The organism is Demequina sp., assembly GCF_024642165.1.
In the GTDB taxonomy this organism is placed as follows: Bacteria; Actinomycetota; Actinomycetes; order Actinomycetales; family Demequinaceae; genus Demequina.
In genome coordinates this window covers 1-20,543 of record NZ_JAHEBP010000035.1, presented here as the reverse complement: position 1 = coordinate 20,543, position 20,543 = coordinate 1, and the positions used below count along the sequence as shown (strand labels likewise).

At 71.0% G+C, this 20,543-nt stretch carries 21 protein-coding genes and 1 tRNA gene; 9 read left to right on the top strand and 13 right to left on the bottom strand.

Annotated elements, in window-relative coordinates:
• Positions 1–63: 63 nt before the first annotated feature.
• Positions 64–137 (bottom strand) — tRNA-Pro (locus Q0L54_RS05050).
• Positions 138–241: 104 nt separating this feature from the next.
• On the opposite strand from Q0L54_RS05050, the gene Q0L54_RS05045 reads away from it, so the two are divergent.
• The 3 genes from Q0L54_RS05045 to Q0L54_RS05035 are packed head-to-tail and all read left to right on the top strand — an operon-like array spanning position 242 to position 3,383.
• The gene (locus tag Q0L54_RS05045; RefSeq protein WP_296665941.1) at positions 242–1,603 is read left to right on the top strand and encodes a DUF2252 domain-containing protein; all 1,362 of its coding nucleotides are present in this window, start codon (positions 242–244) and stop codon (positions 1,601–1,603) included.
• 37 nt (positions 1,604–1,640) lie between these two features.
• Entirely contained in the window at positions 1,641–2,729 is a 1,089-nt protein-coding gene (locus Q0L54_RS05040) for a pyroglutamyl-peptidase I (RefSeq protein WP_296665939.1), read from the top strand.
• Positions 2,730–2,777: 48 nt separating this feature from the next.
• Positions 2,778–3,383, top strand: coding sequence for a nucleoside deaminase (locus Q0L54_RS05035; RefSeq protein ID WP_296665937.1), 606 nt, complete (start codon positions 2,778–2,780; stop codon positions 3,381–3,383).
• 10 nt (positions 3,384–3,393) lie between these two features.
• Here the strand turns inward: Q0L54_RS05035 and Q0L54_RS05030 are convergent, their stop codons facing one another.
• Positions 3,394–4,746: an MFS transporter gene (locus tag Q0L54_RS05030; protein ID WP_296665936.1), complete on the bottom strand. Its 1,353-nt coding sequence runs from the start codon at positions 4,744–4,746 to the stop codon at positions 3,394–3,396.
• A gap of 91 nt (positions 4,747–4,837) precedes the next feature.
• Between Q0L54_RS05030 and Q0L54_RS05025 the strand changes: the two genes are divergently transcribed.
• From Q0L54_RS05025 to Q0L54_RS05010, 4 genes are all read left to right on the top strand, one after another.
• Positions 4,838–5,764 carry an alpha/beta hydrolase gene (locus Q0L54_RS05025; RefSeq protein ID WP_296665934.1) on the top strand — a complete coding sequence of 309 codons (927 nt, stop codon included), beginning with the start codon at positions 4,838–4,840 and terminating at the stop codon, positions 5,762–5,764.
• Positions 5,761–6,534, top strand: a complete 774-nt coding sequence (locus tag Q0L54_RS05020) for a glycerophosphodiester phosphodiesterase family protein (RefSeq protein ID WP_296665932.1) — start codon at positions 5,761–5,763, stop codon at positions 6,532–6,534. The genes Q0L54_RS05025 and Q0L54_RS05020 overlap by 4 nt, the downstream gene beginning before the upstream one ends.
• Positions 6,535–6,632: 98 nt before the next feature.
• Positions 6,633–6,947, top strand: coding sequence for a hypothetical protein (locus tag Q0L54_RS05015; RefSeq protein ID WP_296665931.1), 315 nt, complete (start codon positions 6,633–6,635; stop codon positions 6,945–6,947).
• 64 nt (positions 6,948–7,011) lie between these two features.
• On the top strand, positions 7,012–7,431 hold the full coding sequence (locus tag Q0L54_RS05010) for a DUF1801 domain-containing protein (protein ID WP_296665929.1): 420 nt from the start codon (positions 7,012–7,014) through the stop codon (positions 7,429–7,431).
• A gap of 3 nt (positions 7,432–7,434) precedes the next feature.
• On the opposite strand, the gene der is transcribed toward Q0L54_RS05010, so the two are convergent.
• The 11 genes from der to Q0L54_RS04955 are packed head-to-tail and all read right to left on the bottom strand — an operon-like array spanning position 7,435 to position 16,702.
• Complete coding sequence (der, locus tag Q0L54_RS05005) at positions 7,435–8,913, bottom strand: ribosome biogenesis GTPase Der (RefSeq protein ID WP_296665928.1); 1,479 nt, start codon at positions 8,911–8,913, stop codon at positions 7,435–7,437.
• Positions 8,910–9,560, bottom strand: coding sequence for a 1-acyl-sn-glycerol-3-phosphate acyltransferase (locus Q0L54_RS05000; protein WP_296665926.1), 651 nt, complete (start codon positions 9,558–9,560; stop codon positions 8,910–8,912). Before Q0L54_RS05000 ends, der begins: the two co-directional genes overlap by 4 nt.
• Before the next feature lie 44 nt (positions 9,561–9,604).
• Positions 9,605–10,348 carry a (d)CMP kinase gene (gene cmk / locus Q0L54_RS04995; RefSeq protein ID WP_296665924.1) on the bottom strand — a complete coding sequence of 248 codons (744 nt, stop codon included), beginning with the start codon at positions 10,346–10,348 and terminating at the stop codon, positions 9,605–9,607.
• On the bottom strand, positions 10,345–11,400 hold the full coding sequence (locus Q0L54_RS04990) for a prephenate dehydrogenase (protein WP_296665922.1): 1,056 nt from the start codon (positions 11,398–11,400) through the stop codon (positions 10,345–10,347). The genes cmk and Q0L54_RS04990 overlap by 4 nt, the downstream gene beginning before the upstream one ends.
• Positions 11,401–11,407: 7 nt before the next feature.
• The gene (aroH, locus tag Q0L54_RS04985) at positions 11,408–11,770 is read right to left on the bottom strand and encodes a chorismate mutase (protein ID WP_296665920.1); all 363 of its coding nucleotides are present in this window, start codon (positions 11,768–11,770) and stop codon (positions 11,408–11,410) included.
• Positions 11,771–11,811: 41 nt separating this feature from the next.
• Positions 11,812–12,558 carry a pseudouridine synthase gene (locus Q0L54_RS04980; protein WP_296665919.1) on the bottom strand — a complete coding sequence of 249 codons (747 nt, stop codon included), beginning with the start codon at positions 12,556–12,558 and terminating at the stop codon, positions 11,812–11,814.
• Complete coding sequence (gene scpB / locus Q0L54_RS04975; protein WP_366937934.1) at positions 12,558–13,088, bottom strand: SMC-Scp complex subunit ScpB; 531 nt, start codon at positions 13,086–13,088, stop codon at positions 12,558–12,560. The genes Q0L54_RS04980 and scpB overlap by 1 nt, the downstream gene beginning before the upstream one ends.
• An 11-nt stretch (positions 13,089–13,099) precedes the next feature.
• Complete coding sequence (locus Q0L54_RS04970; RefSeq protein ID WP_296665917.1) at positions 13,100–13,978, bottom strand: ScpA family protein; 879 nt, start codon at positions 13,976–13,978, stop codon at positions 13,100–13,102.
• 1 nt (position 13,979) lies between these two features.
• A complete protein-coding gene (locus tag Q0L54_RS04965) occupies positions 13,980–14,795 on the bottom strand; it encodes an AAA family ATPase (RefSeq protein ID WP_296665916.1) in 816 nt (271 codons plus the stop codon).
• Positions 14,796–14,828: 33 nt separating this feature from the next.
• Positions 14,829–15,746, bottom strand: a complete 918-nt coding sequence (locus tag Q0L54_RS04960) for a site-specific tyrosine recombinase XerD (RefSeq protein WP_296665915.1) — start codon at positions 15,744–15,746, stop codon at positions 14,829–14,831.
• 2 nt (positions 15,747–15,748) lie between these two features.
• A complete protein-coding gene (locus Q0L54_RS04955) occupies positions 15,749–16,702 on the bottom strand; it encodes a heme o synthase (protein ID WP_296665914.1) in 954 nt (317 codons plus the stop codon).
• A 160-nt stretch (positions 16,703–16,862) separates the two neighbouring features.
• Here Q0L54_RS04955 and tkt point away from each other — a divergent pair, with 160 nt between their 5' ends.
• Both tkt and zwf read left to right on the top strand, forming a co-directional pair.
• Positions 16,863–18,926, top strand: a complete 2,064-nt coding sequence (gene tkt, locus Q0L54_RS04950; RefSeq protein ID WP_296665912.1) for a transketolase — start codon at positions 16,863–16,865, stop codon at positions 18,924–18,926.
• Positions 18,927–19,071: 145 nt separating this feature from the next.
• On the top strand, positions 19,072–20,543 hold a 1,472-nt coding region (gene zwf / locus Q0L54_RS04945; protein ID WP_296665910.1), incomplete at its 3' end, for a glucose-6-phosphate dehydrogenase.

Sequence of the window (20,543 nt, the reverse complement as noted above, 5' to 3'; positions counted from 1 at the left end):
CGGGCAAGGCCGATGTAGAAGGGCCCCGCACCAGAGTTTCCCCTGGTACGAGGCCCTACGCGGTCGGGCTGACAGGATTTGAACCTGCGACCCCTTGACCCCCAGTCAAGTGCGCTACCAAGCTGCGCCACAGCCCGTGACAGCCCGACAATACTATCGGACCGGACGGCATTGCCGAACCACGTCTGGATCGCCTCCTGCGCGCCGAGCACCACCCACGCTGGGGTGCCATCCTGAGCGCATGACCCGCTACGACGACGATCGATCCCGCGGCCAAGCCCTCCGTCACACCGTTCCCCGCAGCACGATTGGGGACTTTGCACTGCCCGAGGACCGCGATCCGCTCGCCATCATCGAGTCCCAGCACGCAAGCCGGATTCCGGAACTGATCCCCGTGCGCGTGGCGCGCCTGGGCGCCGGCCCTTTCGCCTTCTTTCGCGGCACCGCGGCGGTCCAGGCGGCGGACCTGGCTGCCTGCCCCAGCACCGGAATCACCGTCGCGATGGTCGGCGACGCACACGTAAGCAACTTCGGCCTGCTGGCCGCTGAGGACCGGTCGCTGGTATTCGACGTCAACGACTTCGACGAGGCCACGTTCGGCCCATGGGAATGGGACCTCAAACGCCTGGTGTCGAGCGTATGGGTGGCCTGTGAAGAGCGGGGCCTCGCGCCCGCCAAGACCGAACGTGCGGCCCGCGCCGCCGCCCGCAGCTACCGGGAGACTCTGCTACGGACCGCGACGCTCAGCCCGCTTGAGGTGTACACACTCCGTGCCCGGCCGGTGTCGACCGAGGCGGGAGGGGAAGCGTTCGCGCGAGCCGTGGCTGACGCGGTCCGGCGCGCCGAGAAGCGCACGCCCGAGAAGGCCCTCTCCCGCATCGTGAAGCCGGGTTCCGACGGCCAGCCGCACGTCGCCGAACACCCTCCGGAGGTGGTCGCCGTCAGCGGGGAGTCCCGTGCGGAGGTCGAACACCTTCTCGGTGCCTACCGAGCGACTGTCTCGCCCGACGTCGCCCTCCTCCTGCACCAGTTCACGGTGACCGCGGCGGCCCGATTCGCGGTGGGCGTGGGAAGCGTGGGGACACGCTGCTACGTGGTGGTCCTCGCGGGCCCCCACGGCGAGCCTCTCATTCTCCAAATCAAGGAGGCCGGGCCTTCCGTAATCCACGAGTTCGGCAATGTGCCAGCCGCGCCACCCACCAGCCTCGACGGAGATCCCGCGGACTTCGAGGGGCATGGCGGCCGCCGCGTGACCTCACTGCAGCGGATCCTGCAATCCGTCTACGATCCGTTCCTGGGGTGGTTCGAGGTCGATGACGACTCGTTCTACGTGCGCCGCTTCCACGACGTCAGCGCCTCCATCGAGATGGACTCCCTCACGCCAGCGTCGGTCGCGGACTACGGCGCGGCATGCGGAATCCTCCTCGCACGAGCCCACTCCCAAAGCCCAGCCCTGCCGATCATCGCCGGATACTTGGGCGCGGGCAGGTCATTCGACCCCGCCGTCGCGGACTGGGGTCGCCAGTACGCGAGCCTCGTTCGCCAGGACCACGCGGGATTCGTCGACGCCGTCGCAGCGGGACGGTTCGGCACCACGCCCTGACTCGAAAGCGGCCGCCACCTCGAACTAGTCTGGTGGCATGGCTCGCGTCCTCATCACCGGCTTCAAGCCACTGCCCGGCGTCGCTGCCGACGCCTCCTCTGACGCGGTGCGGATCCTGGCCGACACGTGGCACGGCGCGGACGAGATCATCGCCCGGCGCCTCACGCCCAGCTTCGAGGAGGCGCCGCGCCGGCTCCGGGCCTCGATCGCCAGGCACCTGCCCGACGCCGTCATCGTGGTTGCCGCCGGCTCGGATTCCGACGAGGTGGTGATCGAGCGGTTGGCCGTCAATCTGGACGATGCGGCGGAGCCGGATGCTACTGGCAACCAGCCCGTGGACCGGTCGATCGTGCCGGGGGCCGAGGCCGCGCTGTGGACCACGCTCCCCGCACGAGCAATCCTCGACGGTTTGCGTGCGCACGCCATCCCGACGCGCCTGTCGATGTCCGCCGGCACCGGCGTCGCCAACCACGTGTTCTACTCGCTGCAGCGCGAGCTGGCCGAATGGGGCGTGCCGAGCGGACTGGTCCGCGTCCCACGCGCCGAGGGCTTGGGCGCGTTCCCGGTCGAAGTGAGCGCAGAGGCGCTACGCGTGGTGGTGGCCGTCACGCTTGCCAGCCTCGACGGACGCGAGCTGCCCAAGGCGCCGTCGATTCCCACCACGCTCGATGAACCGCCCGAGCGGGACGGGTACGACCCCGACGCGACCCAGCCCTACCTCATCGCCATCTCCGAGCCGATCGCCGGTTCCCGGCCGGTCCCGGACCCCCCTCCCCCGCCGGAGCCGCCGGAGCCGCCGGAGCCGCCGGCAATGATCGCGCCCACGCCGCATGTCACTCCCACCTTGGCGGCCGCGGCGAGCGCTACGCCGGCCGGGGCCGCCCACCACGAGCAGATGGCTCAGCTCCCGCAGACCGCGCCCGCGCCAACCCCCGAGGGCATGGTGGAGGACGATCTTCCCCAGTCACCCCCGTGGCCGCCCACCGCGGCCGAGGCGGACCTCGTGGCCGCACCATCGGACCAGAGCGCGCCGGACCCAAGAAGCAACCCAGACGCCGGCGGCAAGCCCGAGCCGCAGACCCGCCCCCTGACCTGGGAAGAGATCATCACCGGCGGCGGCAAGTAGCGCCCACGGCCGCTGCACAACCGCCGCAACCCGCCTGGAGGAGCACCCATGGCCGACGGCCTCGCCACATCGTTCACCATCACCCTTCCCGCGTGGCTTGGCGCGCTGCTCCCGGACCTGCCGTCCCACCTCGCCACGCCCGAGGAGCAGATGGCGCTCGTGCATCGTCTCGCCGACCGCAACTGGCGGGAGGGCAACGGCGGCCCATTTGCCGCGATCGTGGTCGACGCGGCAACCGGCGAGCTGGTCTCGGTGGGCGTCAACGTGGTGCTGGCGTCCGGCGTCAGCTCGGGCCACGCCGAGGTGACGGCTTTGGGGCTCGCACAGGCTCGGCTGGGTACGTGGGACTTGGGTGCGCATCGGAACCTGGCGCTCGTGGTCAACTGGCGGCCATGCGTCCAGTGCTACGGCGCGACGATGTGGTCCGGCGTCACGCGCCTGGTGGTCGCGGGCGACGGCCCCGAGTTGGAGCGGCTCACCCACTTCGACGAGGGTCCGATGGTCGCCGATTGGGCCGCGCAGTTCGAGGCGCGCGGGATCTCGGTGGTCCAGGACGTGCTGAGGGACGAGGCGCTGGCGGTGTTCCGCGCGTACGGCGAGTCCGACGCGACCGTCTACAACGCCCGCGGCCAGGGGGCCCTCGAGCGAGACTGAGCGCCGGCGCTCACCGCACGGGGAGTTTGACGAACAGCAGCGCGACCAGCCCGAGCGCGACCACGAACACGATGCCAAGAACGCCCCAGATGGTGGCGCCAGTAAGCGCGATCATCAGGGTCCACATCGCGGGCGCAAGGAACGATGCAGCCCGCCCGGTGGTCGCGTAGAGGCCGAACATCTCGCCCGCCTTGGCCGCGGGCGTCAGCCTCGCGAGCAGGGATCGCGACGCCGCCTGCACCGGACCCACGAACACCGTCAGGGTCAGCCCGGCGATCCAGAACACCATGGGCCCGACTCCGTGGAACAGCGCGACCGCCAGGCCCGCGATGACCATGCCCGTGAGCGACCAGATGATGAGGGTGCGCGGGCCGATGCGGTCGTCGAGGCGCCCCGCCAGCATGGTGGCGACGCCCGCGATGAGGTTGGCGGCGATGCCGAAGATGATCACCTCTTGGCTCGAGAAGCCGAAGGCGACCGACGCGATCACGGCGCCGAAGGCGAAGACGCCAGCCAACCCATCGCGGTAGATCGCGCTAGCGACCAGGAACCAGAGCGTCGACCGCGAGGTGCGCCAGAGCTCAGACAGGTCCCGCCACAGGCGCACGTAGCCCCTCAGGAAGCTCACCTTGGGCCGGTCGGCAGCCGCGGACTCTGGGACGAACACGAACAGCGGCCACGCGAACACCACGGTCCAGACCGCGCACCCCACGGCGATCAGCCGGTAGGCCATGCCGTTGGAGGTGTCGAGCCCCCACCAGTCGAAGGTGTCCGCGACCACCACGATGACGAGCGCGAAGATCCCGCCCACGTAGCCGAGTCCCCACCCCAGGCCCGAGACCCGGCCCACATTCCGCGGGGAGGAGACCTGGGAGATGAGGGCGTTGTAGGTCACTCCGCCGATCTCCGCGAACACGGACCCGACCGCGATCAGGCCCACGCCGAGCGCAAAGTATGCGGGTGCGGCCTGCACGAAGACCAGGCCCAGCATGCACAGCACCAGGAGGGCCGTGAAGATCGCGAGCCAGCGCTTGCGCTTTCCGGCAGTGTCCGCGCGCTGACCGAGCACCGGCGCCAGCACGGCCACCAGCAGGCCGGCGATGGTCACACCCGTGCCCAGTCCGCCGGCGAGGTTCGACAGCGCCAGGTCGTACGCCGGGTGATCCTTGCCCAGCGCGGCGATCTCCGGGTCGATGAACGCGTCCGACGTCAGATACAGCGCCGTGAACACGAACGTGATGATCACGGAGTTGAACGGCTGGGTCGCCCAATCCCACATCGCCCAGGCCAGCACGCGGCCGCGCCGGATGGGGCGATCGTCGAACCCGGCCCCTGGCGACGTCGGCGTCGCATCGAAGGTCATGGCCCAAGCGTGCCCGTGTCGCGTGAACGATGCGCGCCCAACACGCCAAGAGAAACTGAACGATGCACGGGAAGGTGGCACCATCGAAGGCATGGACACCGGAGAAACCTGGGGAGACGATGTGCTCGCGGGGTTCGAGGCGCGCCCGATCGGCAAGGCGACGCTGGTCCGGTCCACGGGTGGGCGCGCGGAGCCGCGCGGCGCGGTGCTGCACGTCCACGGGTACAACGACTACTTCTTCCAGACCCACCTGGCCACGTTCTTCGAACACCAGGGGCTCGCCTTCTTCGCCGTCGACATGCGCCGGGCCGGGCGCTCCCTGAGATCCGGGGACGTCCCGCACTACATGACGGACATCTCGCAGCTGGGCGACGACATCGACGCCGCGGCGGCCACCATCAACGCGGCCCACCGGGGCCTGCCGCTCGTGATCCACGCGCATTCCACCGGAGGGCTCGCCGCCGCCGTGTGGGCGGCGGACCGCCCCGCGCACACTCTGGCCGGATTGGCCTTGGACAGTCCGTTCTTCGCCGTGCCCACGTCGCTGCGACAGCGCCTGGCCTCGCGCGCGGTCCCCGCCTTTGCACGCGCGCGCCCCATGGCCGTGGTCCAGCAGCGTCCGTCCGCCTACGCCCGGCACCTCCTGACCGCTCAGGGCGGGCGGTGGGACTTCGACACCGACTGGAAGACTCCCCTGGGCGTCCCCGTGCGTGCCGCGTGGCTCGCCGCCGTGCACCGGGCGCAGGCCCGCGTCATGGGCGGGCTTCGTGTCGACGTTCCGGTGCTGGTGGCGCGGTCCCACAGCACCGGACCGGACCGCGACGACAACCCGTTGATCGACGCGCAAGACACGGTGGTGGATGTCCAGGCGATCGCGCGCTACGGCCCGGGCCTCAGCGCCGAGGTCACCGAGGCGGTCATCACCGGCGGCGTCCACGAGCTGTCGCTGTCCGCGCCCGTCCCCCGCGCCGCCTACCTCGCGGCCATCCGCTCCTGGCTTCCGAAGGCGATCCCATGACCTCACGTCCCGTTCCCGCCCACCCCTACTTCGACGACCGCTTCGCCGCCCTCGCCCACCGCGGCTTCTCCCGCGAGGGCCTCGAGAACTCCATGACTGCCTTCCAGGCCGCGGTGGACCTGGGGTTCCGCTACGTGGAGACGGATGCACACGGCACCTCCGACGGGGTCGCGGTCGCCCTGCACGATTCATCGCTGGACCGCACCACGGACGGTGCGGGCGAGGTCGCACGCCTGCCGTGGTCTCTCGTCAAGGAGGCCCGCATCGGCGGGGTCGAGCCGGTGCCGCTGTTCGAGGACATCCTGGGCACGTGGCCCGAGCTGCGCGTCAATGTCGACGTCAAGGGTCCGTCGGGCATCGCGCCGATCGCGGAGGCGATCGAGCGCACCAAGGCTCACGACCGCGTGTGCGTCGCCTCGTTCTCGACCGCGCGGCGGGACGCGACGGTGCGCCTGCTCAGCCGTCCCGTCGCCACCAGCGCGGGCACCTCCGAGGCGGGCCTGTTCTTCCTGGGCGGCGCGACGGGCGTGGGCACGCTGCGGTCCCTGCGCCGCGTCGACGGCCTGCAGATCCCCTGGAAGGTCGGCACGATGCGCGTGCTCACCGAGCGGCACGTGCGCATCGCGCACGAGGCGGGCCGGGTAGTGCATGTGTGGACCGTGAACGAGCGCAGCGACATGGAGCTGCTGCTCGACATGGGCGTCGACGGCCTGGTCTCCGACCGCGCCGACCTGCTGCGCGAGGTGCTTGAGGACCGCGGCCGCTGGTGAGCCATCTTGTGCGGCCAGGCAGTGCGTGCCACAATCCCTTCACCCGACACAGCGTCGTGGCCGGGTCGCCGCGTAGCGCGCGCTAAGAAGGAGCCAGCATGACCACCGCTTCCCCTGATGTCCGATCGTCGAGCCTCGGCACGGTAGCCCGCATTCTCCTGACCGCGGGAGCCGTGCTCGGCCTCATCGTCTCGATCCTCTACAGCACCACCGGCGACCACGTCACCATCGACATCGAGCAGGTCAGCCTGGGCCGCATCGCGGATCTCTCGCACGCCGTGGCGTGGTACCTCGCCACGGTCGCCTTCGCGCTGGGCGCGATCCGCGGGACATGGGCGCGGGCGTCGACGGCGCTCATCTCGCTCGCGGGCGTCGCGTTCTCCGTGTTCCTGGTCATCACCTACACGGCCTGACGCCGCACGGCGCCGCCAGGTCGTTGAGGGTGCGCGCCGCGAGAGGTCGCGCGACACTGGGCGCATGGCCCCGAAGACACAGCCCAGCGACGTGCCGGTCGCGGAGTTCCTGGCGCGGGTGACCCCGGAGCGCCGCCGCGACGAAGGCGAACGGATCGTCGCGCTCATCTCCCGCGTCACGGGCGAGAAGCCCACGATGTGGGGGCCGTCCATCGTGGGCTGGGGAACCATGCACTACCGGTATGCCACAGGGCGGGAGGGCGACTGGATGAAGGTGGGCTTCTCGCCCCGAAAGGCTCAGCTCACCTTCTACGGGCTCAAGGACTCGCCCGCTGCGCAGCCGCTGCTCGCGGAGCTGGGCCCGCACACCACCGGCGCCGGTTGCCTGTACGTCAAGCGGCTCTCCGACATCGACGAGGCCGTGCTGACGTCACTCATCGAGATCGCCTACGCCCGCGGCGACTATGACGCGACGGCCCCGTGACGCCTACTTGCGCCGCGCGCCGCGCTTCTCGCGCACGCGCACCGAGATCTGGATGGGCGTGCCCTCGAACCCGAAGGCCTCGCGCAGCCTGCGCTCGATGAACCGGCGGTACTGCGGCTCGAGGAAGCCCGAGGCGAAGATCACGAACCGGGGCGGACGCGAGGCCGCCTGGGTCGCAAACAGGATCTTGGGCTGCTTGCCTCCGCGTACCGGGTGCGGGTGCTCCGCGACCAGCTCGCCCAGGAAGGAGTTGAGCCGTCCGGTCGACACCCGGAGGTCCCAGCTGGACAGGGCAAGATCGATCGCGGGGAGCAGGCGGTTGGTGTGCCAGCCGGTCTTCGCGGACAGGTTCACGCGCGGCACCCAGGTGTGCTGCACCAAGTCCTGCTCGATGGAGCGTTCGAGCAGGAATCGCTCGTCCTCGCCCACCAGATCCCACTTGTTGAACACGAAGACGATGGCGCGGCCCGCGTCGACCACCTGAGAGATGACCCGCGTATCCTGCTCGGTCAGCGGCACGGAGGCGTCGAGCAGCACCAGCCCGATCTCCGCGCGCTCTATCGCCGTCTGGGTGCGCAGCGACGCGTAGAAGTCAGCGCCCTTGCTCATGTGCACGCGGCGTCGAATGCCGGCCGTGTCGACCAGCGTCCACGTGCGGCCGCCGATCTCGACCTGCTCGTCGACGGGGTCGCGGGTGGTCCCGGCGACCTCGTTCACCACCACTCGGTCCGTGCCGGCGAGGGTATTGAGCAGCGAGGACTTGCCCACATTGGGCCTGCCCACCAGCGCGATGCGGCGCGGAGCGTCGTCGTCGACCTCGACGTGGTGCATCTCGGTGGGCAGCGCAGCCATGGCGGCGTCGAGCAGGTCCCCGGTGCCGCGTCCGTGGAGCGCGGAGACGGGATGCGGCTCCCCGAGCCCGAGGTTCCACAGCGCCGCCGCCTCGAGCTCGCCCTGCGGCCCGTCCACCTTGTTCGCCGCCAGCACCACGGGCTTGCCCGACTGGCGCAGCAGCTTCACCACCTGCTCGTCGGTGGCCGTGGCGCCCACGGTCGCGTCCACCACGAAGACCACCGCATCGGACATCTCGATCCCGGCCTCGGCGGCCTGCGCCACGGACAGGTCGATGCCGGTGACGTTCTTCTCCCAGCCTCCCGTGTCGAGCAGCGTGAAGTCACGACCCGCCCATTCGGCGGGGTACGCGACGCGATCCCGGGTCACGCCGGGCTTGTCCTCCACGACGGCGAGGCGCTTGCCGATGATGCGGTTGACCAGCGTGGACTTGCCCACATTGGGGCGGCCGATGATCGCCAGCACGGGCAACGCCTCCTGCGTGACCGGCTCCGGCTCCGCGGCCAGCGCCGCCATGTCCTCGTCGGTGAGCTCGTAGGCATCGAGCCCGGCGCGCAGCGCCGCCTCGCGGATCTCGTCGAGCGACTCGGGCGCGTCTGACGGCCGGGGCGCGGGGAGCTCGTCGCTCATGCGTGGTCCTCTCCCCCGCCGGCGTCAGGCCGCGGGTCGTCGAGCGGGAGCTCGATGTCGGTGGTCTCAAGGGTACGGGCCACCTGGACCCTCAACGCCTCGGCGAGGCGCTCGGCGGCCCACGCCTGCTTGGCCCGGCCCCCGCGAACGTCGGCCGGCGGCGTCACGTCTACCGGTTCCCCGAACGCCACCACCATGCGCCGGCCGGGGCGGGGCCACACGTTCACGGACTCTCCCGTGTGCCGCGAGCCCACGATGGCCGTGGGCACCACGGGCGCGCCGGACTGCACCGCCAGCCACGCGGCGCCGCCGTGAACCTCCTCTGCGGTCCCGACTCCGCGCGTGCCCTCCGGGAACACGCCCACCACACCGCCGCGCCGCAGCACGGCGAGGCCCCGGGCCAGGGCCTCGCGGCCCGACCCGTCGACCTCGATCTGCTGGGCCGCGCGCAAGATGACTCCCAGGGGGCCGGTCATCATGCCGGTCCGAATCAGGAAGTGCGAGCCGCGCGGGATCACCCCGTGGACCACCGGACCGTCGATGAGGCCCACGTGGTTGCACACCACGATCGCCGCCCGACCGGCGGGGACGTTGTCGCGACCCCGCACCTCGGTCCGCCACAGCCCGCGCGCCAGGAAACGTCCCACCCAACGCGACCACCTGGGGCCCCAGGGGCTCGGCGCCTCGACGCTCACGCCTCGTGCTCGGCGTCACCGGGCTCGCCGGCCTCGACACCGGCCTCGACAGCCGCATCGTCCTCGACGCGCGCCTCGGCGACTAGTCGCAGCACGGCGTTCACCGCCTCCTCGATCGTGAGGTCGGTGGTGTCCAGCGTGGTCACCCCGTCCGCCGCGGTGTGGAACTGCACTACGGTGGCGTCCTTGCGGTCGCGGCCCAGCACGGCCTCGCGCACCGTGAGCGCATCCGCGCCCTCGCCCGCCCTGCGGGCCACCCGCACGTCCTCGTCCGCGGTCATGAGGACGCGGACGTCCGCGTCGGGGGCGATCACCGTGGTGATGTCTCGCCCCTCGGTCACGATCCCGCGTCCTTCCGAGAACCCACCCTCGAGCTCACCCGCGATGATCTCGCGCTGCCACCGGCCCAGCGCCGCGCGAGCGTCCAGGTTCGTCGACACCTTCGACACGGTCAACGCCACCGCGTCCGCACGGATCAGCGAGCTGACGTCCTCCTCCTCGAGGATCACGCGGGGGTTCTTGGGGTCCAGCACGAGCGCGACGTTCATGGTCTCGACCATGGCGGTGACGTCCTCCTGGACGGCGAGGTCCACGCCCTCCCGCATGCACCAGAGCGTCGCCACGCGGTAGGTCGCGCCCGTGTCGAAGTAGGCGAGGCGCAGCCGGCGGGCGACCTCGCGTGCGACGGTGGACTTGCCGGTTCCGGCGGGGCCGTCGATGGCGACGGAGACTCCTGTCATGACGCTGCGATCTCCCAACCTTGGCGCTCCAGCGCGGCGACGAGCTCGCCCGCGCGGGAGGGCAGCACGTAGAGCGTCGTCAGTCCCACCGGCTGCCGCGGCGAGTGCTCGATCGAGATGTCTTCAACGTTGACGTCGACCTCGGCGGCATGCCCGAGCAGGCGCAGGAGCTGGCCGGGCGTGTCGGGGACGATGACGGTGACCGGCGCCCAGTCGCGCTTGACGCCGCCGTGCTTGCCCGGGATGCGCGCCACCTCGTAGCGGCCCCGGTCGATCAGGTCCGCGAGGGCCTCGCCCACGTCGTCGGCCTCCCGGATCCCTTCGAGGTCGCCGATGATGTGGTCAAGGGTCTCGACCAGATGAGGGCGGTTGAGGCGCGCGATGTCCGCCCACATGCCGGGCTCCGAGGCCGCGATCCTGGTGACATCGCGCAGGCCCTGACCGGCGAGAGCCACGTCGTCCGCATGGAGGATCCCCAGCGCCGCCGCCACCGCCGAAGCAGCCACCTGGGGCGCGTGCGACACGCGCGCCACCGCCGCATCGTGGGCCTCCGCGTCCATCGTCACCACGTCGCACTGGAGGGCGTGCGCCACCAGGGCCACCAGCGCCACCGCCTCGTCCGACGCCTCGCCGGCACAGACCACCCAGGGGCGGGCCTTGAACAGGTCGCCCTGCGCACCCAAGCCCCCGGAGATCTCGCGACCCGCCATGGGGTGCGAGCCCACATACCGCGTGCCCGCGCCCGTCGCGATCGCGGCGGCGGCGATGGGCGCCTTGACGCTGGCGACGTCCGTCACAACCGCATCGGACCACCGCCCCAGCGCCTGCGCGACGAGGGCGGGAGACACGGACGGCGGCGCGGCGATGACGACCAGCTCCGGCTGCTCGTCTCCCGGCGCAGCGCCGGCGCCGATCGACCGGGCGAGAGCCTGCGCCTCGGGGTCCGCGTCCTCGATGGTGACGGGCCAGCCCTCGGCCGAGAGTCCCAGGCCCAGGCTCGTGCCGATCAGACCGGCGCCGACGATGTGCGTGCGCGGTTGGCGGTTGTCCATCGCCGGCCTACTGCGCGAGGTCGCGGCGCAATGCCACCGCGCCGTGGAGGTAGATGTGGACGATGTCCTCGCGCGCGCGGTCGACGTCCACATGCATCATGACGCGCACCACGCGCGGCAGCGCGCCGGGCACCGCCATCTCCTGGGCGCACATGAGCGGCACGGCCCCGAGCCCGAGCTCGCGGGCGGCCGCGGCCGGGAAGTCGCTGACGATGTCGGGCGTGCAGGTGAACAGCACCGAGACCAGCTGGTCCGTCGTGAGCGCGTTCTCGCGCATGATCGCCTCGACCAGCTCCGTGGTGCGGGCGTGGAGGTGGTCTCGCTCGTCGCGGTCCAGGGTGATGGCGCCGCGGATCGCCCGAATCGTCATGGCGACCATCGTATCGGCCCGTGACGGCGCCGACGGGCGGCTCACATCCCGGCGATGTCCATGAGGCGGCCCACCTCACCCGGCGTCAGCTCGCGGAGCTGGCCGGGCGCCATGGTGCCGAGCCGGATAGGCCCGAACTGCGTGCGCACGAGTTCCAGGACCGGGTGTCCCACCCGGTCGAGCATCCGCCGGACGATGCGGTTGCGACCCTCGTGAAGCTCGACCTGAACCAGCGACGAGTCGGCACCCACGTCGAGAATCGTGCAGTTCACGGCGCGTACCGGGCCGTCCTCGAGGTCCACCCCGGCCTTGAGCTGCGTACACAGTGACTTCGCGACGCGGCCGCGCACCTTCGCCACGTAGATCTTGGACACGCCGTGCGTGGGGTGCGCGAGACGATTGGCGAGCTCGCCGTCGTTGGTGAGCAGGAGCAGCCCGGTGGTCTCCGCGTCGAGACGGCCCACGTGGAACAGGCGCTCGTCGTAGGCCGTGACATATTGGTCCAGCGCGGGACGCCCCTGCGGGTCGCTCATGGTGCTCACCACGCCGAAGGGCTTGTTGAGCACCACCGTGACCAGGCTCTCGTCGACGGAGATGCGCTCGCCATCGACCTCGATCACCACCTCGTCAGGCGCCACGCGCACGCCCAACTGGTCCACGACCTCGCCGTCCACCTTGACCCGGCCGGCCTCGATGAGGTCCTCGCACTTGCGCCGGGAGCCCACTCCGGCCGCCGCGAGCACCTTCTGGAGCCGCACGCCGTCGGGGCGATGAATCTCGAGCTCCATCAGCGTCCCTCCCCGTCGATGTCCGCGAGGTCCGGCAGGTACGGCGCCAGCGGCGGGAGATCGTCGAGCGAGGACAACCCCATCCGCTCCAGGAACTCGGTCGAGGTGCCGAACAGGACGGCGCCCGAGTGCTCGCCCACCTCGGTGACGAGTCCGCGTGCCGCCAGGGTCTTGATCACCGAGTCCACGTTGACGCCTCGGATCTGGGACACCTGTCCACGCGTCACCGGCTGGCGGTAGGCGACCACGGCGAGGGTCTCGAGCGCGGCCTGCGACAGCCGTGACGACTGCCCGTCGACCACGAACCGGCCCACCACGTCCGCGAACAGCCGCGACGAATAGATCCGCCAGCCGCCGTCGACCTCCCGCAGCTCGAAGCCGCGGGGCGCCGCGGGGTCCGCATACTCGTCGCGGAGCGCCTCGAGCGCGGCCGTGACGCCGTCGACGGGCAGGTCCAGCGCCACGGCGAGCTCCGTCGCCGGCACCGGCTCGTCCACCACCATGAGCACGGCCTCCAGCGCGCCCCTCATTGCTGACTGGTTCACTCGTGCTCCTCGTCGGTGGCGCCCCGAAGGGCCGCCGCATCCCTGGCGCCAGCCGCCTCGAGGCCCACGCCCATCGCATCGTCCTCGTCAAATTCCGCGGAGACCTCCACGGCGGCGTCTCCCCCGGTCCAGCGCACCGTCAGTTCGCCCAGGGAACGTGCCTGATCGAAGGCGACCACCGCCTCCCTGAACAATTCCAGCAGAGCGAGGAATCGGGCCACCACCACGTTGACGTGCTGAGCATCGTGCACCAGGGAGCGGAACGTCACGGCGCCCTCGCGCTGAAGCCGGGCCGTGATCACCGCGGCCTGCTCCCGCACGCTCACAGCCGGGTTGTGCAGGTGCGCGATGCTGACGGAGGGAGTGCCCTTGGGCTCCAGCGCATGCGCCGCGAGCCTCGCGAGCAGCTCCGGGGTCGCCGTCCACACCAGCTCGGGCAGAAGCATCGCGAACTGCGGCTCGAGCGGGACGTCGCGTGGCACACGCCGGGGCGCCGCGAGCATCGCCTCGAACGCGCCCGCCGCCTTCTTGAACGCGCGGTACTGCAGCAGCCGGGCGAACAGGAGATCCCGGGCCTCGAGCAGCTCGAGATCCTCCGCGTCGTCCACCTCGCCCTGCGGCAGCAGGCGCGCCGCCTTGAGATCGAGGAGCGTCGCCGCCACCACCAGGAACTCGGACGCCTGCGACAGATCCCAGTCGCCCTCGTGATCGGCGATGGTGGCGAGGAAATCGTCGGTCACCCGCGCCAGGGACACCTCGGTGATCTCGAGCTGATGCTTCGAGATCAGGCTGAGCAGCAGGTCGAACGGCCCCTCGAAGTTGTCGAGGTGGACCTCGAAGCCGCGGGAGGGCTCCCCCAGGAGCTCGACGGTCACGCTAGGCGGCGACCCCGCGCGCCACGAGCTCCCGGGCGAGCTGACGGTAGGCCTGCGCACCCGCGTGTGAGGACGCGAACATGGTGATCGGCTCCGCGGCCACCGTCGCGTCAGGGAACTTGACGGTCCGGTGGATCATCGTGTCCGTGACACGGTCCCCGAAGGCCTCGCGGACCCGCTCGACCACCTCCTGCGCGTGCAGGGTGCGGCCGTCGTACAAGGTGGGCACGATCGCGTCGATGGTGAGCCGCGGGTTGAGGCGGTCCTGCACCTTGGCGATGGTGTCGACCAGGAGCTTCACCCCGCGCATGGCGAAGTACTCCGCCGCGAGCGGGATGATCACGCCGTGGGCGGCGACCAGCGCGTTGACGGTGAGGAGGCCGAGCGACGGCTGGCAGTCGACCAGGATCGCGTCGTAGTCGTCGAGCACCGGGCGCAGCGCGCGGGCGAGCGCGCTCTCGCGCGCCACCTCGCCCACCAGCTGGACCTCGGCGGCCGAGAGATCGATGTTGGCCGGCAGCAGGTCGAGCCCCTCGACCTTGGTGGGCAGGATCACGTCCCGGGTGGACACGCCGGAGTCCATCAGCAGGTTGTACACGGTGAGCTCGAGCGCATCGGCGTTGATGCCCAGACCCGCGGACGCGGCTCCCTGGGGATCGAAGTCGATGAGCAGCACCCGCCGCCCATGCTCGGCGAGCGCCGCGGCGAGGTTCACGGACGTGGTGGTCTTGCCCACTCCGCCCTTCTGGTTGCAGAGCGCGATGACGCGGGCCGGACCATGGCTGGCCAGGGGCTCGGGCGCTGGGAATTCGGTCACGGGGGCAACCTTACCCCCGGGATACGGCGGTCATCAGCGGGCGCGCGGGTGGCTGGCGGCGTACACCTCACGAAGCGTGTCCCGGGTCACCAGGGTGTAGATCTGCGTGGTGGTGACGGAGGCGTGGCCCAGCAGCTCCTGCACCACGCGGACGTCGGCTCCCCCGGTGAGCAGATGCGTCGCGAACGAGTGCCGCAGGGTGTGCGGCGACACGTCCGGCACGCCGGCACGCTCAGCGGCGGCCCGCAGGATCGCCCATGCGGACTGGCGGGAGAGCCTGCCCCCGCGGGAGTTGAGGAACAGGGCGGCCGAGCCGCGACCCGCGGCGGCCAGCGGCGACCGGGCGCGCACCAGGTAGGCGTGGAGCGCCTCCGCCGCGTACGACCCCACCGGCACGATGCGCTCCTTGCGTCCCTTGCCGCGCAGCAGCACCGTCTCGGCGCCCCGGTCGAGCACCACATCGTCCACGTCGAGGCCCACGGCCTCGGAGATGCGGGCGCCCGACGCGTACACCACCTCCAACAGCGCTCGGTCACGCAGCGGTGAGACGCCGTCCCCCGCTCCCGCCTGATCGAGGATGGAGGCCACGGCGTCCGTCGAGATCGCCTTGGGAAGGCGCTTCGGGATGGCGCGAGGCTTGACCTGTGCCGAGGGATCGGCGCCCGTCCACCCCTCGAGCACCGCGAACCGATGCCAGCCCCGCACCGCCACCACCGTGCGGGACGCGGACGACGGGGCGAGCGCGCGCCCTCCGTCCGCGCCGGTGCCCAGGCTCTCCGCGAAGTCGGAGACATCCTGCCGGCGGGCATCCGCGAGATCCTCGATGCCGCGCGCGGTGAGGAAGGTCGCGTAGCGGTCGAGGTCGCGGCGGTAGGCGGCCACGGTGTTGGTGCTCAGGCCGCGTTCGACGGAGACATACGCGAGGTAGGCGTCGCGTTGGCGCCCGAGCATCGTCAGTGCACCGAGAGCACGTCGCTGAGGAACGGGTCCACCAGGATCGCGGCGAAGACCACCGTCAGATACGTGATGGAGTCGCGGAACAGCTGCATCTCCTTCAGCTGCGAGTCGCCCAGGCGAGTGCGGCGGTACAGCCGAACGCAGCCCACCAGGAACCAGGCGCCCGCGACGGTAGCGACACCCACGTAGACCCACGTCATGTCCGCGACCCAGGCGAGCGCCAGAGTGGTGACCACCATCGCGGCGGCGTAGGCGATCATCTCGACGGCGACCCGGCGGCTCGGGGCGACCACGGGCAGCATCGGCACGCGGGCGGCCCCGTAGTCCCCGCGGAACTTCATGGACAGGGGCCAGTAATGAGGCGGCGTCCAAAAGAAGATGATGAGGAACAGCAGCACCGGGGTCCACGACAGCGACTGCGTCACCGCGGCCCAGCCGATCAGAACGGGCATGCACCCGGCCGCGCCGCCCCACACGATGTTCTGCGGCGTGCGGCGCTTGAGGATCATCGTGTAGCCCACCACGTAGCCCAGGATCGCGAGCACCGACAGCACCGCGGCCAGCGGCGAGCCCACTACAAACCAGAACCACAGCGTCGACACCACGGACAGCGTCCAGGCGAACACGAGCGCGGCTCGCTCGGAGACAGCCCCCGTGACCAGGGGGCGGCGGCTGGTGCGCTTCATCACCGCGTCGATGTCGCGGTCGAGGAAGCTGTTGAACGCGTTGGCGCCGCCCGCGGACAGCGCGCCGCCCACCAGGGTGCCCGCCAGCAGGCCGATGCTGGGCCAGCCGTCGGCCGCCAGCACCATGGTCGGGATGGTGGTGACCAGCAGCAGTTCGATGATGCGCGGCTTCGTGAGCGCGACGTAGACGCCCACACGGCCGACCACGCGGCGGGACCCTGTGGCGGGCACGGCGGCGTGAGCCTCGGGTGTGGCGGTCGGCATGGGCCCAAGTGTAACCGCGGCGCTTGGATCGAGGGTCCCGCATTTCGGCCTTTTCACGTGCCCCGCGGGTCCCCCGTGAAGTTCGTGTGAACGCACGACATCGCCTGGGCGCGCCGGTAGGCTGGGCCCGAACCCGCAACCTTTCTCGAGGGAGACACCTGTGACCATCAACTGGACCGACGTCGACCGCCGGGCGGTCGACACGCTGCGCGTCCTCGCAGCCGATGCCGTCGAGAAGGTGGGCAACGGCCACCCGGGAACCGCAATCTCGCTGGCGCCCGCGGCGTACCTGCTGTTCCAGAACGTGATGCGTCACGACCCGTCCGACTCGCACTGGCTGGGTCGCGACCGCTTCGTCCTGTCCGCCGGGCACTCGTCGCTGACCCTGTACCTCCAGCTGTTCGCCTCGGGCTACCAGCTCTCGCTCGAGGACCTCGCGTCGCTGCGCACCGAGGGCTCGCTGACGCCCGGCCACCCGGAGTACGGCCACACCGACGGCGTCGAGATCACCACCGGCCCGCTCGGCACCGGCATCGCCTCGTCCGTGGGCATGGCGATGGCCTCGCGGCGGGAGCGCGGACTGCTCGACCCCGACGCCGCGCCGGGCACTTCGCCGTTCGACCACTTCGTCTACGTGATCGCGGGCGACGGCTGCCTGCAGGAGGGCGTGGCCCACGAGGCCAGCGCGCTCGCCGGCACCCAGGAGCTGGGCAACCTCATCCTGATCTGGGACGACAACAAGATCTCGATCGAGCACGAGACGGACATCTCCTTCACCGAGGACGTGCTGGGCCGTTACGAGGCGTACGGATGGCACACGCAGCGCGTCGACTGGGTGACGCCCGACGGCTACCAGGAGGACCCGGGCGCGCTGTACGACGCGATTCAGGCCGCCAAGGCGGAGACGGGCAGGCCGTCGTTCATCGCGCTCAGCACCATCATCGGCTGGCCCTCGCCCACCAAGCAGAACTCGGGCGGCGTGCACGGTTCGGCGCTCGGCGCCGCCGAGGTCGCCGGTCTCAAGGAGGTGCTGGGCTTCGACCCCGAGCAGTCCTTCGCGGTCGAGCCCGAGGTCCTCGAGCACATGCACCTGGTCAAGGAGCGCGGTCAGGCCGCCCACTCCGAGTGGAATGCAGGGTTCTCGCGCTGGCAGTCCGAGAACCCCGAGCGGGCCGCGCTGCTGTCGCGCCTGGTCACCCGCGACCTCCCCGCGGATTGGGACGATGCGCTGCCCACCTTCGAGGTCGGTTCCAAGGTCGCGACTCGCGCAGCATCGGGCAAGGTGCTGACCGCGCTGGCACCGGTGCTTCCCGAGCTGTGGGGCGGCTCGGCCGACCTCGCCGGCTCGAACAACACGACCATGGAGGGCGAACCCTCGTTCCTCCCGCCCCACCACTCGACCCACTCGTGGCCCGACGGCCAGTGGTACGGCCGCACGCTCCACTTCGGCATCCGCGAGTTCGGCATGGGCGCGATCCTCAACGGCATCACGCTCCACGGGCTGACGCGCGTGTACGGGGGCACCTTCCTGGTGTTCTCCGACTACATGCGTGCCTCCGTCCGCCTCGCGGCGCTCATGCAGATCCCCACCACGTTCGTGTGGACGCACGACTCGGTGGGGCTCGGCGAGGACGGGCCCACGCACCAGCCCATCGAACACATCGCGACCCTGCGCGCCATCCCCGGCCTCGACGTCATCCGCCCCGCGGACGCCAACGAGACGGCCGCGGCGTGGAAGGCCATCCTCGAGACCACCGACCGCCCCTCCGCGATCATCCTGTCTCGTCAGAACCTGCCGGTGCTCGAGGGCACGTCGACCGAGGGCGTCCTGAGCGGCGCCTACGTGCTTGCGGGCGCCGACGAGGACGCTGACGTCCTGCTCATCGCCACCGGTTCGGAGGTCGAGGTCGCGCTCGGCGCCCGCGAGATCCTGGCGGGCGAGGGCGTCCGGGCCCGGGTGGTCTCGATGCCGTCGCGCGAGCGCTTCGAGCGGCAGAGCGCGGAGTACCGCGAGTCGGTGCTGCCCTCGTCCGTGCGTGCGCGCGTCTCGGTCGAGGCCGGCTCCCGGCTCGGCTGGCGCGAGATCGTGGGCGACGCCGGCCGCACGGTTGCTGTGGACCACTTCGGCGAGTCCGCCGACGGCGCGCTCCTGCTCCGCAAGTACGGCTTCACGGCCGAGAACGTCGCCGCCCAGGCCCGCGAGAGCGTCCAGGCCGCGCAGTGACCCCATCCGTGCGACACGGGAGGGGCGGAACACCCTCCGCCCTGCCCGTGTTGCACGGTGACACGGCCCGCTCGTCTCGACCGCATCGTCGCCGTCACAACGAGCCCGCCCGCCCCCTTCACGTCCCCCCTCGGAAGGCCCCGTGGTGAACAACCCGTTGCGCGATCCCCGCGATCGCCGCCTACCCCGCATCGCCGGCTCCTGCGGCCTGGTCATGTTCGGAGTCACGGGCGACCTCGCCCGCAAGAAGCTGATGCCCGCCGTGTACGACCTCGCGAACCGCGGCCTGCTGCCGCCGGCCTTCGCCCTCACGGGATTCGCGCGGCGGGACTGGGACACGCAGGACTTCGCCCAGGTGGTCCACGATTCGGTCAAGCAGTACGCCCGTACTCCGTTCCGGGAGGAGACCTGGGCGCAACTCGCGGAGGGCATCCGGTTCGTCCAAGGAACCTTCGACGATCCCGAGGCCTTCCAGCGGCTCCGCAGCACCGTCGAGAGCCTCGACCGTGAGCGCGGCACCGGCGGAAACCACGCCTTCTACCTGTCGATCCCGCCGTCGGCGTTCCCCCAGGTTGTCACGCAGCTGCGCGAGTCGGGCCTGTCCGACCCCCACGAGGGCACGTGGCGCCGCGTCGTGATCGAGAAGCCCTTCGGTCACGACCTCAAGTCGGCCGAGGAGCTCGACGCGGTCGTGTCGGAGGTGTTCCCCCCGGATTCGGTGTTCCGCATCGACCACTACCTGGGCAAGGAGACCGTCCAGAACCTGCTGGCGCTGCGGTTCGCGAACCAGCTGTTCGAGCCCATCTGGAACTCCCAGTACATCGACCACGTGCAGATCACGATGGCCGAGGACATCGGCATCGGCTCGCGCGCCGGGTACTTCGACGGCATCGGGACCGCGCGTGACGTGATCCAGAACCACCTGCTGCAGCTGTTCGCGCTCACCGCGATGGAGGAGCCCGCGAGCTTCGAGGCGGACGACCTTCGGATGGAGAAGGAGAAGGTGCTGCGCTCCGTGCGCCTGCCGGATGACCTCGACGCGGGCACTGCGCGCGGCCAGTATGCGGCGGGCTGGCGCGGCGGGGAGAAGGTGGGCGGCTTCCTGGACGAGGACGGCATCTCCGGCGACTCGACCACGGAGACGTACGCCGCGATCCGGCTCGACGTGCCGAATCGGCGCTGGGCCGGCGCGCCGTTCTACCTCCGCGCGGGAAAGCGGCTCGGCCGCCGCGTGACGGAGATCGCGCTGGTGTTCAAGAAGGCGCCGTCGCCGCACTTCCAGGACGTGACCGGTAGCGAGGTGGGCAGCAACGCCCTCGTGATCCGGGTCCAGCCGGACGAGGGCGTCACGCTGCGATTCGGCTCAAAGGTGCCCGGCACCACCATGGAGGTCCGCGACGTCACGATGGACTTCGCGTATGGGAACGCCTTCACGGAGAGCTCTCCCGAGGCGTACGAGCGGCTCATCCTCGACGTGCTGCTGGGCGACCCGCCGCTGTTCCCCCGCCAGGAGGAGGTGGCGCTGTCCTGGCGCATCCTCGACCCGATCACCGGCTTCTGGGCGACGCAGGGCCAGCCCGAGGCGTATCGCAGCGGCACCTGGGGACCCCCGGGCGC

Bases quoted from the DNA above. Each gene is read 5' to 3' on its own strand.
- Q0L54_RS05045 (WP_296665941.1), top strand. From the start codon at position 242: ATGACCCGCTACGACGACGATCGATCCCGCGGCCAAGCCCTCCGTCAC.
- Q0L54_RS05040 (WP_296665939.1), top strand. From the start codon at position 1,641: ATGGCTCGCGTCCTCATCACCGGCTTCAAGCCACTGCCCGGCGTCGCT.
- Q0L54_RS05035 (WP_296665937.1), top strand. From the start codon at position 2,778: ATGGCCGACGGCCTCGCCACATCGTTCACCATCACCCTTCCCGCGTGG.
- Q0L54_RS05030 (WP_296665936.1), bottom strand. From the start codon at position 4,746: ATGACCTTCGATGCGACGCCGACGTCGCCAGGGGCCGGGTTCGACGAT.
- Q0L54_RS05025 (WP_296665934.1), top strand. From the start codon at position 4,838: ATGGACACCGGAGAAACCTGGGGAGACGATGTGCTCGCGGGGTTCGAG.
- Q0L54_RS05020 (WP_296665932.1), top strand. From the start codon at position 5,761: ATGACCTCACGTCCCGTTCCCGCCCACCCCTACTTCGACGACCGCTTC.
- Q0L54_RS05015 (WP_296665931.1), top strand. From the start codon at position 6,633: ATGACCACCGCTTCCCCTGATGTCCGATCGTCGAGCCTCGGCACGGTA.
- Q0L54_RS05010 (WP_296665929.1), top strand. From the start codon at position 7,012: ATGGCCCCGAAGACACAGCCCAGCGACGTGCCGGTCGCGGAGTTCCTG.
- der (WP_296665928.1), bottom strand. From the start codon at position 8,913: ATGAGCGACGAGCTCCCCGCGCCCCGGCCGTCAGACGCGCCCGAGTCG.
- cmk (WP_296665924.1), bottom strand. From the start codon at position 10,348: ATGACAGGAGTCTCCGTCGCCATCGACGGCCCCGCCGGAACCGGCAAG.
- Q0L54_RS04990 (WP_296665922.1), bottom strand. From the start codon at position 11,400: ATGGACAACCGCCAACCGCGCACGCACATCGTCGGCGCCGGTCTGATC.
- aroH (WP_296665920.1), bottom strand. From the start codon at position 11,770: ATGACGATTCGGGCGATCCGCGGCGCCATCACCCTGGACCGCGACGAG.
- Q0L54_RS04980 (WP_296665919.1), bottom strand. From the start codon at position 12,558: ATGGAGCTCGAGATTCATCGCCCCGACGGCGTGCGGCTCCAGAAGGTG.
- scpB (WP_366937934.1), bottom strand. From the start codon at position 13,088: ATGAGGGGCGCGCTGGAGGCCGTGCTCATGGTGGTGGACGAGCCGGTG.
- Q0L54_RS04960 (WP_296665915.1), bottom strand. From the start codon at position 15,746: ATGCTCGGGCGCCAACGCGACGCCTACCTCGCGTATGTCTCCGTCGAA.
- Q0L54_RS04955 (WP_296665914.1), bottom strand. From the start codon at position 16,702: ATGCCGACCGCCACACCCGAGGCTCACGCCGCCGTGCCCGCCACAGGG.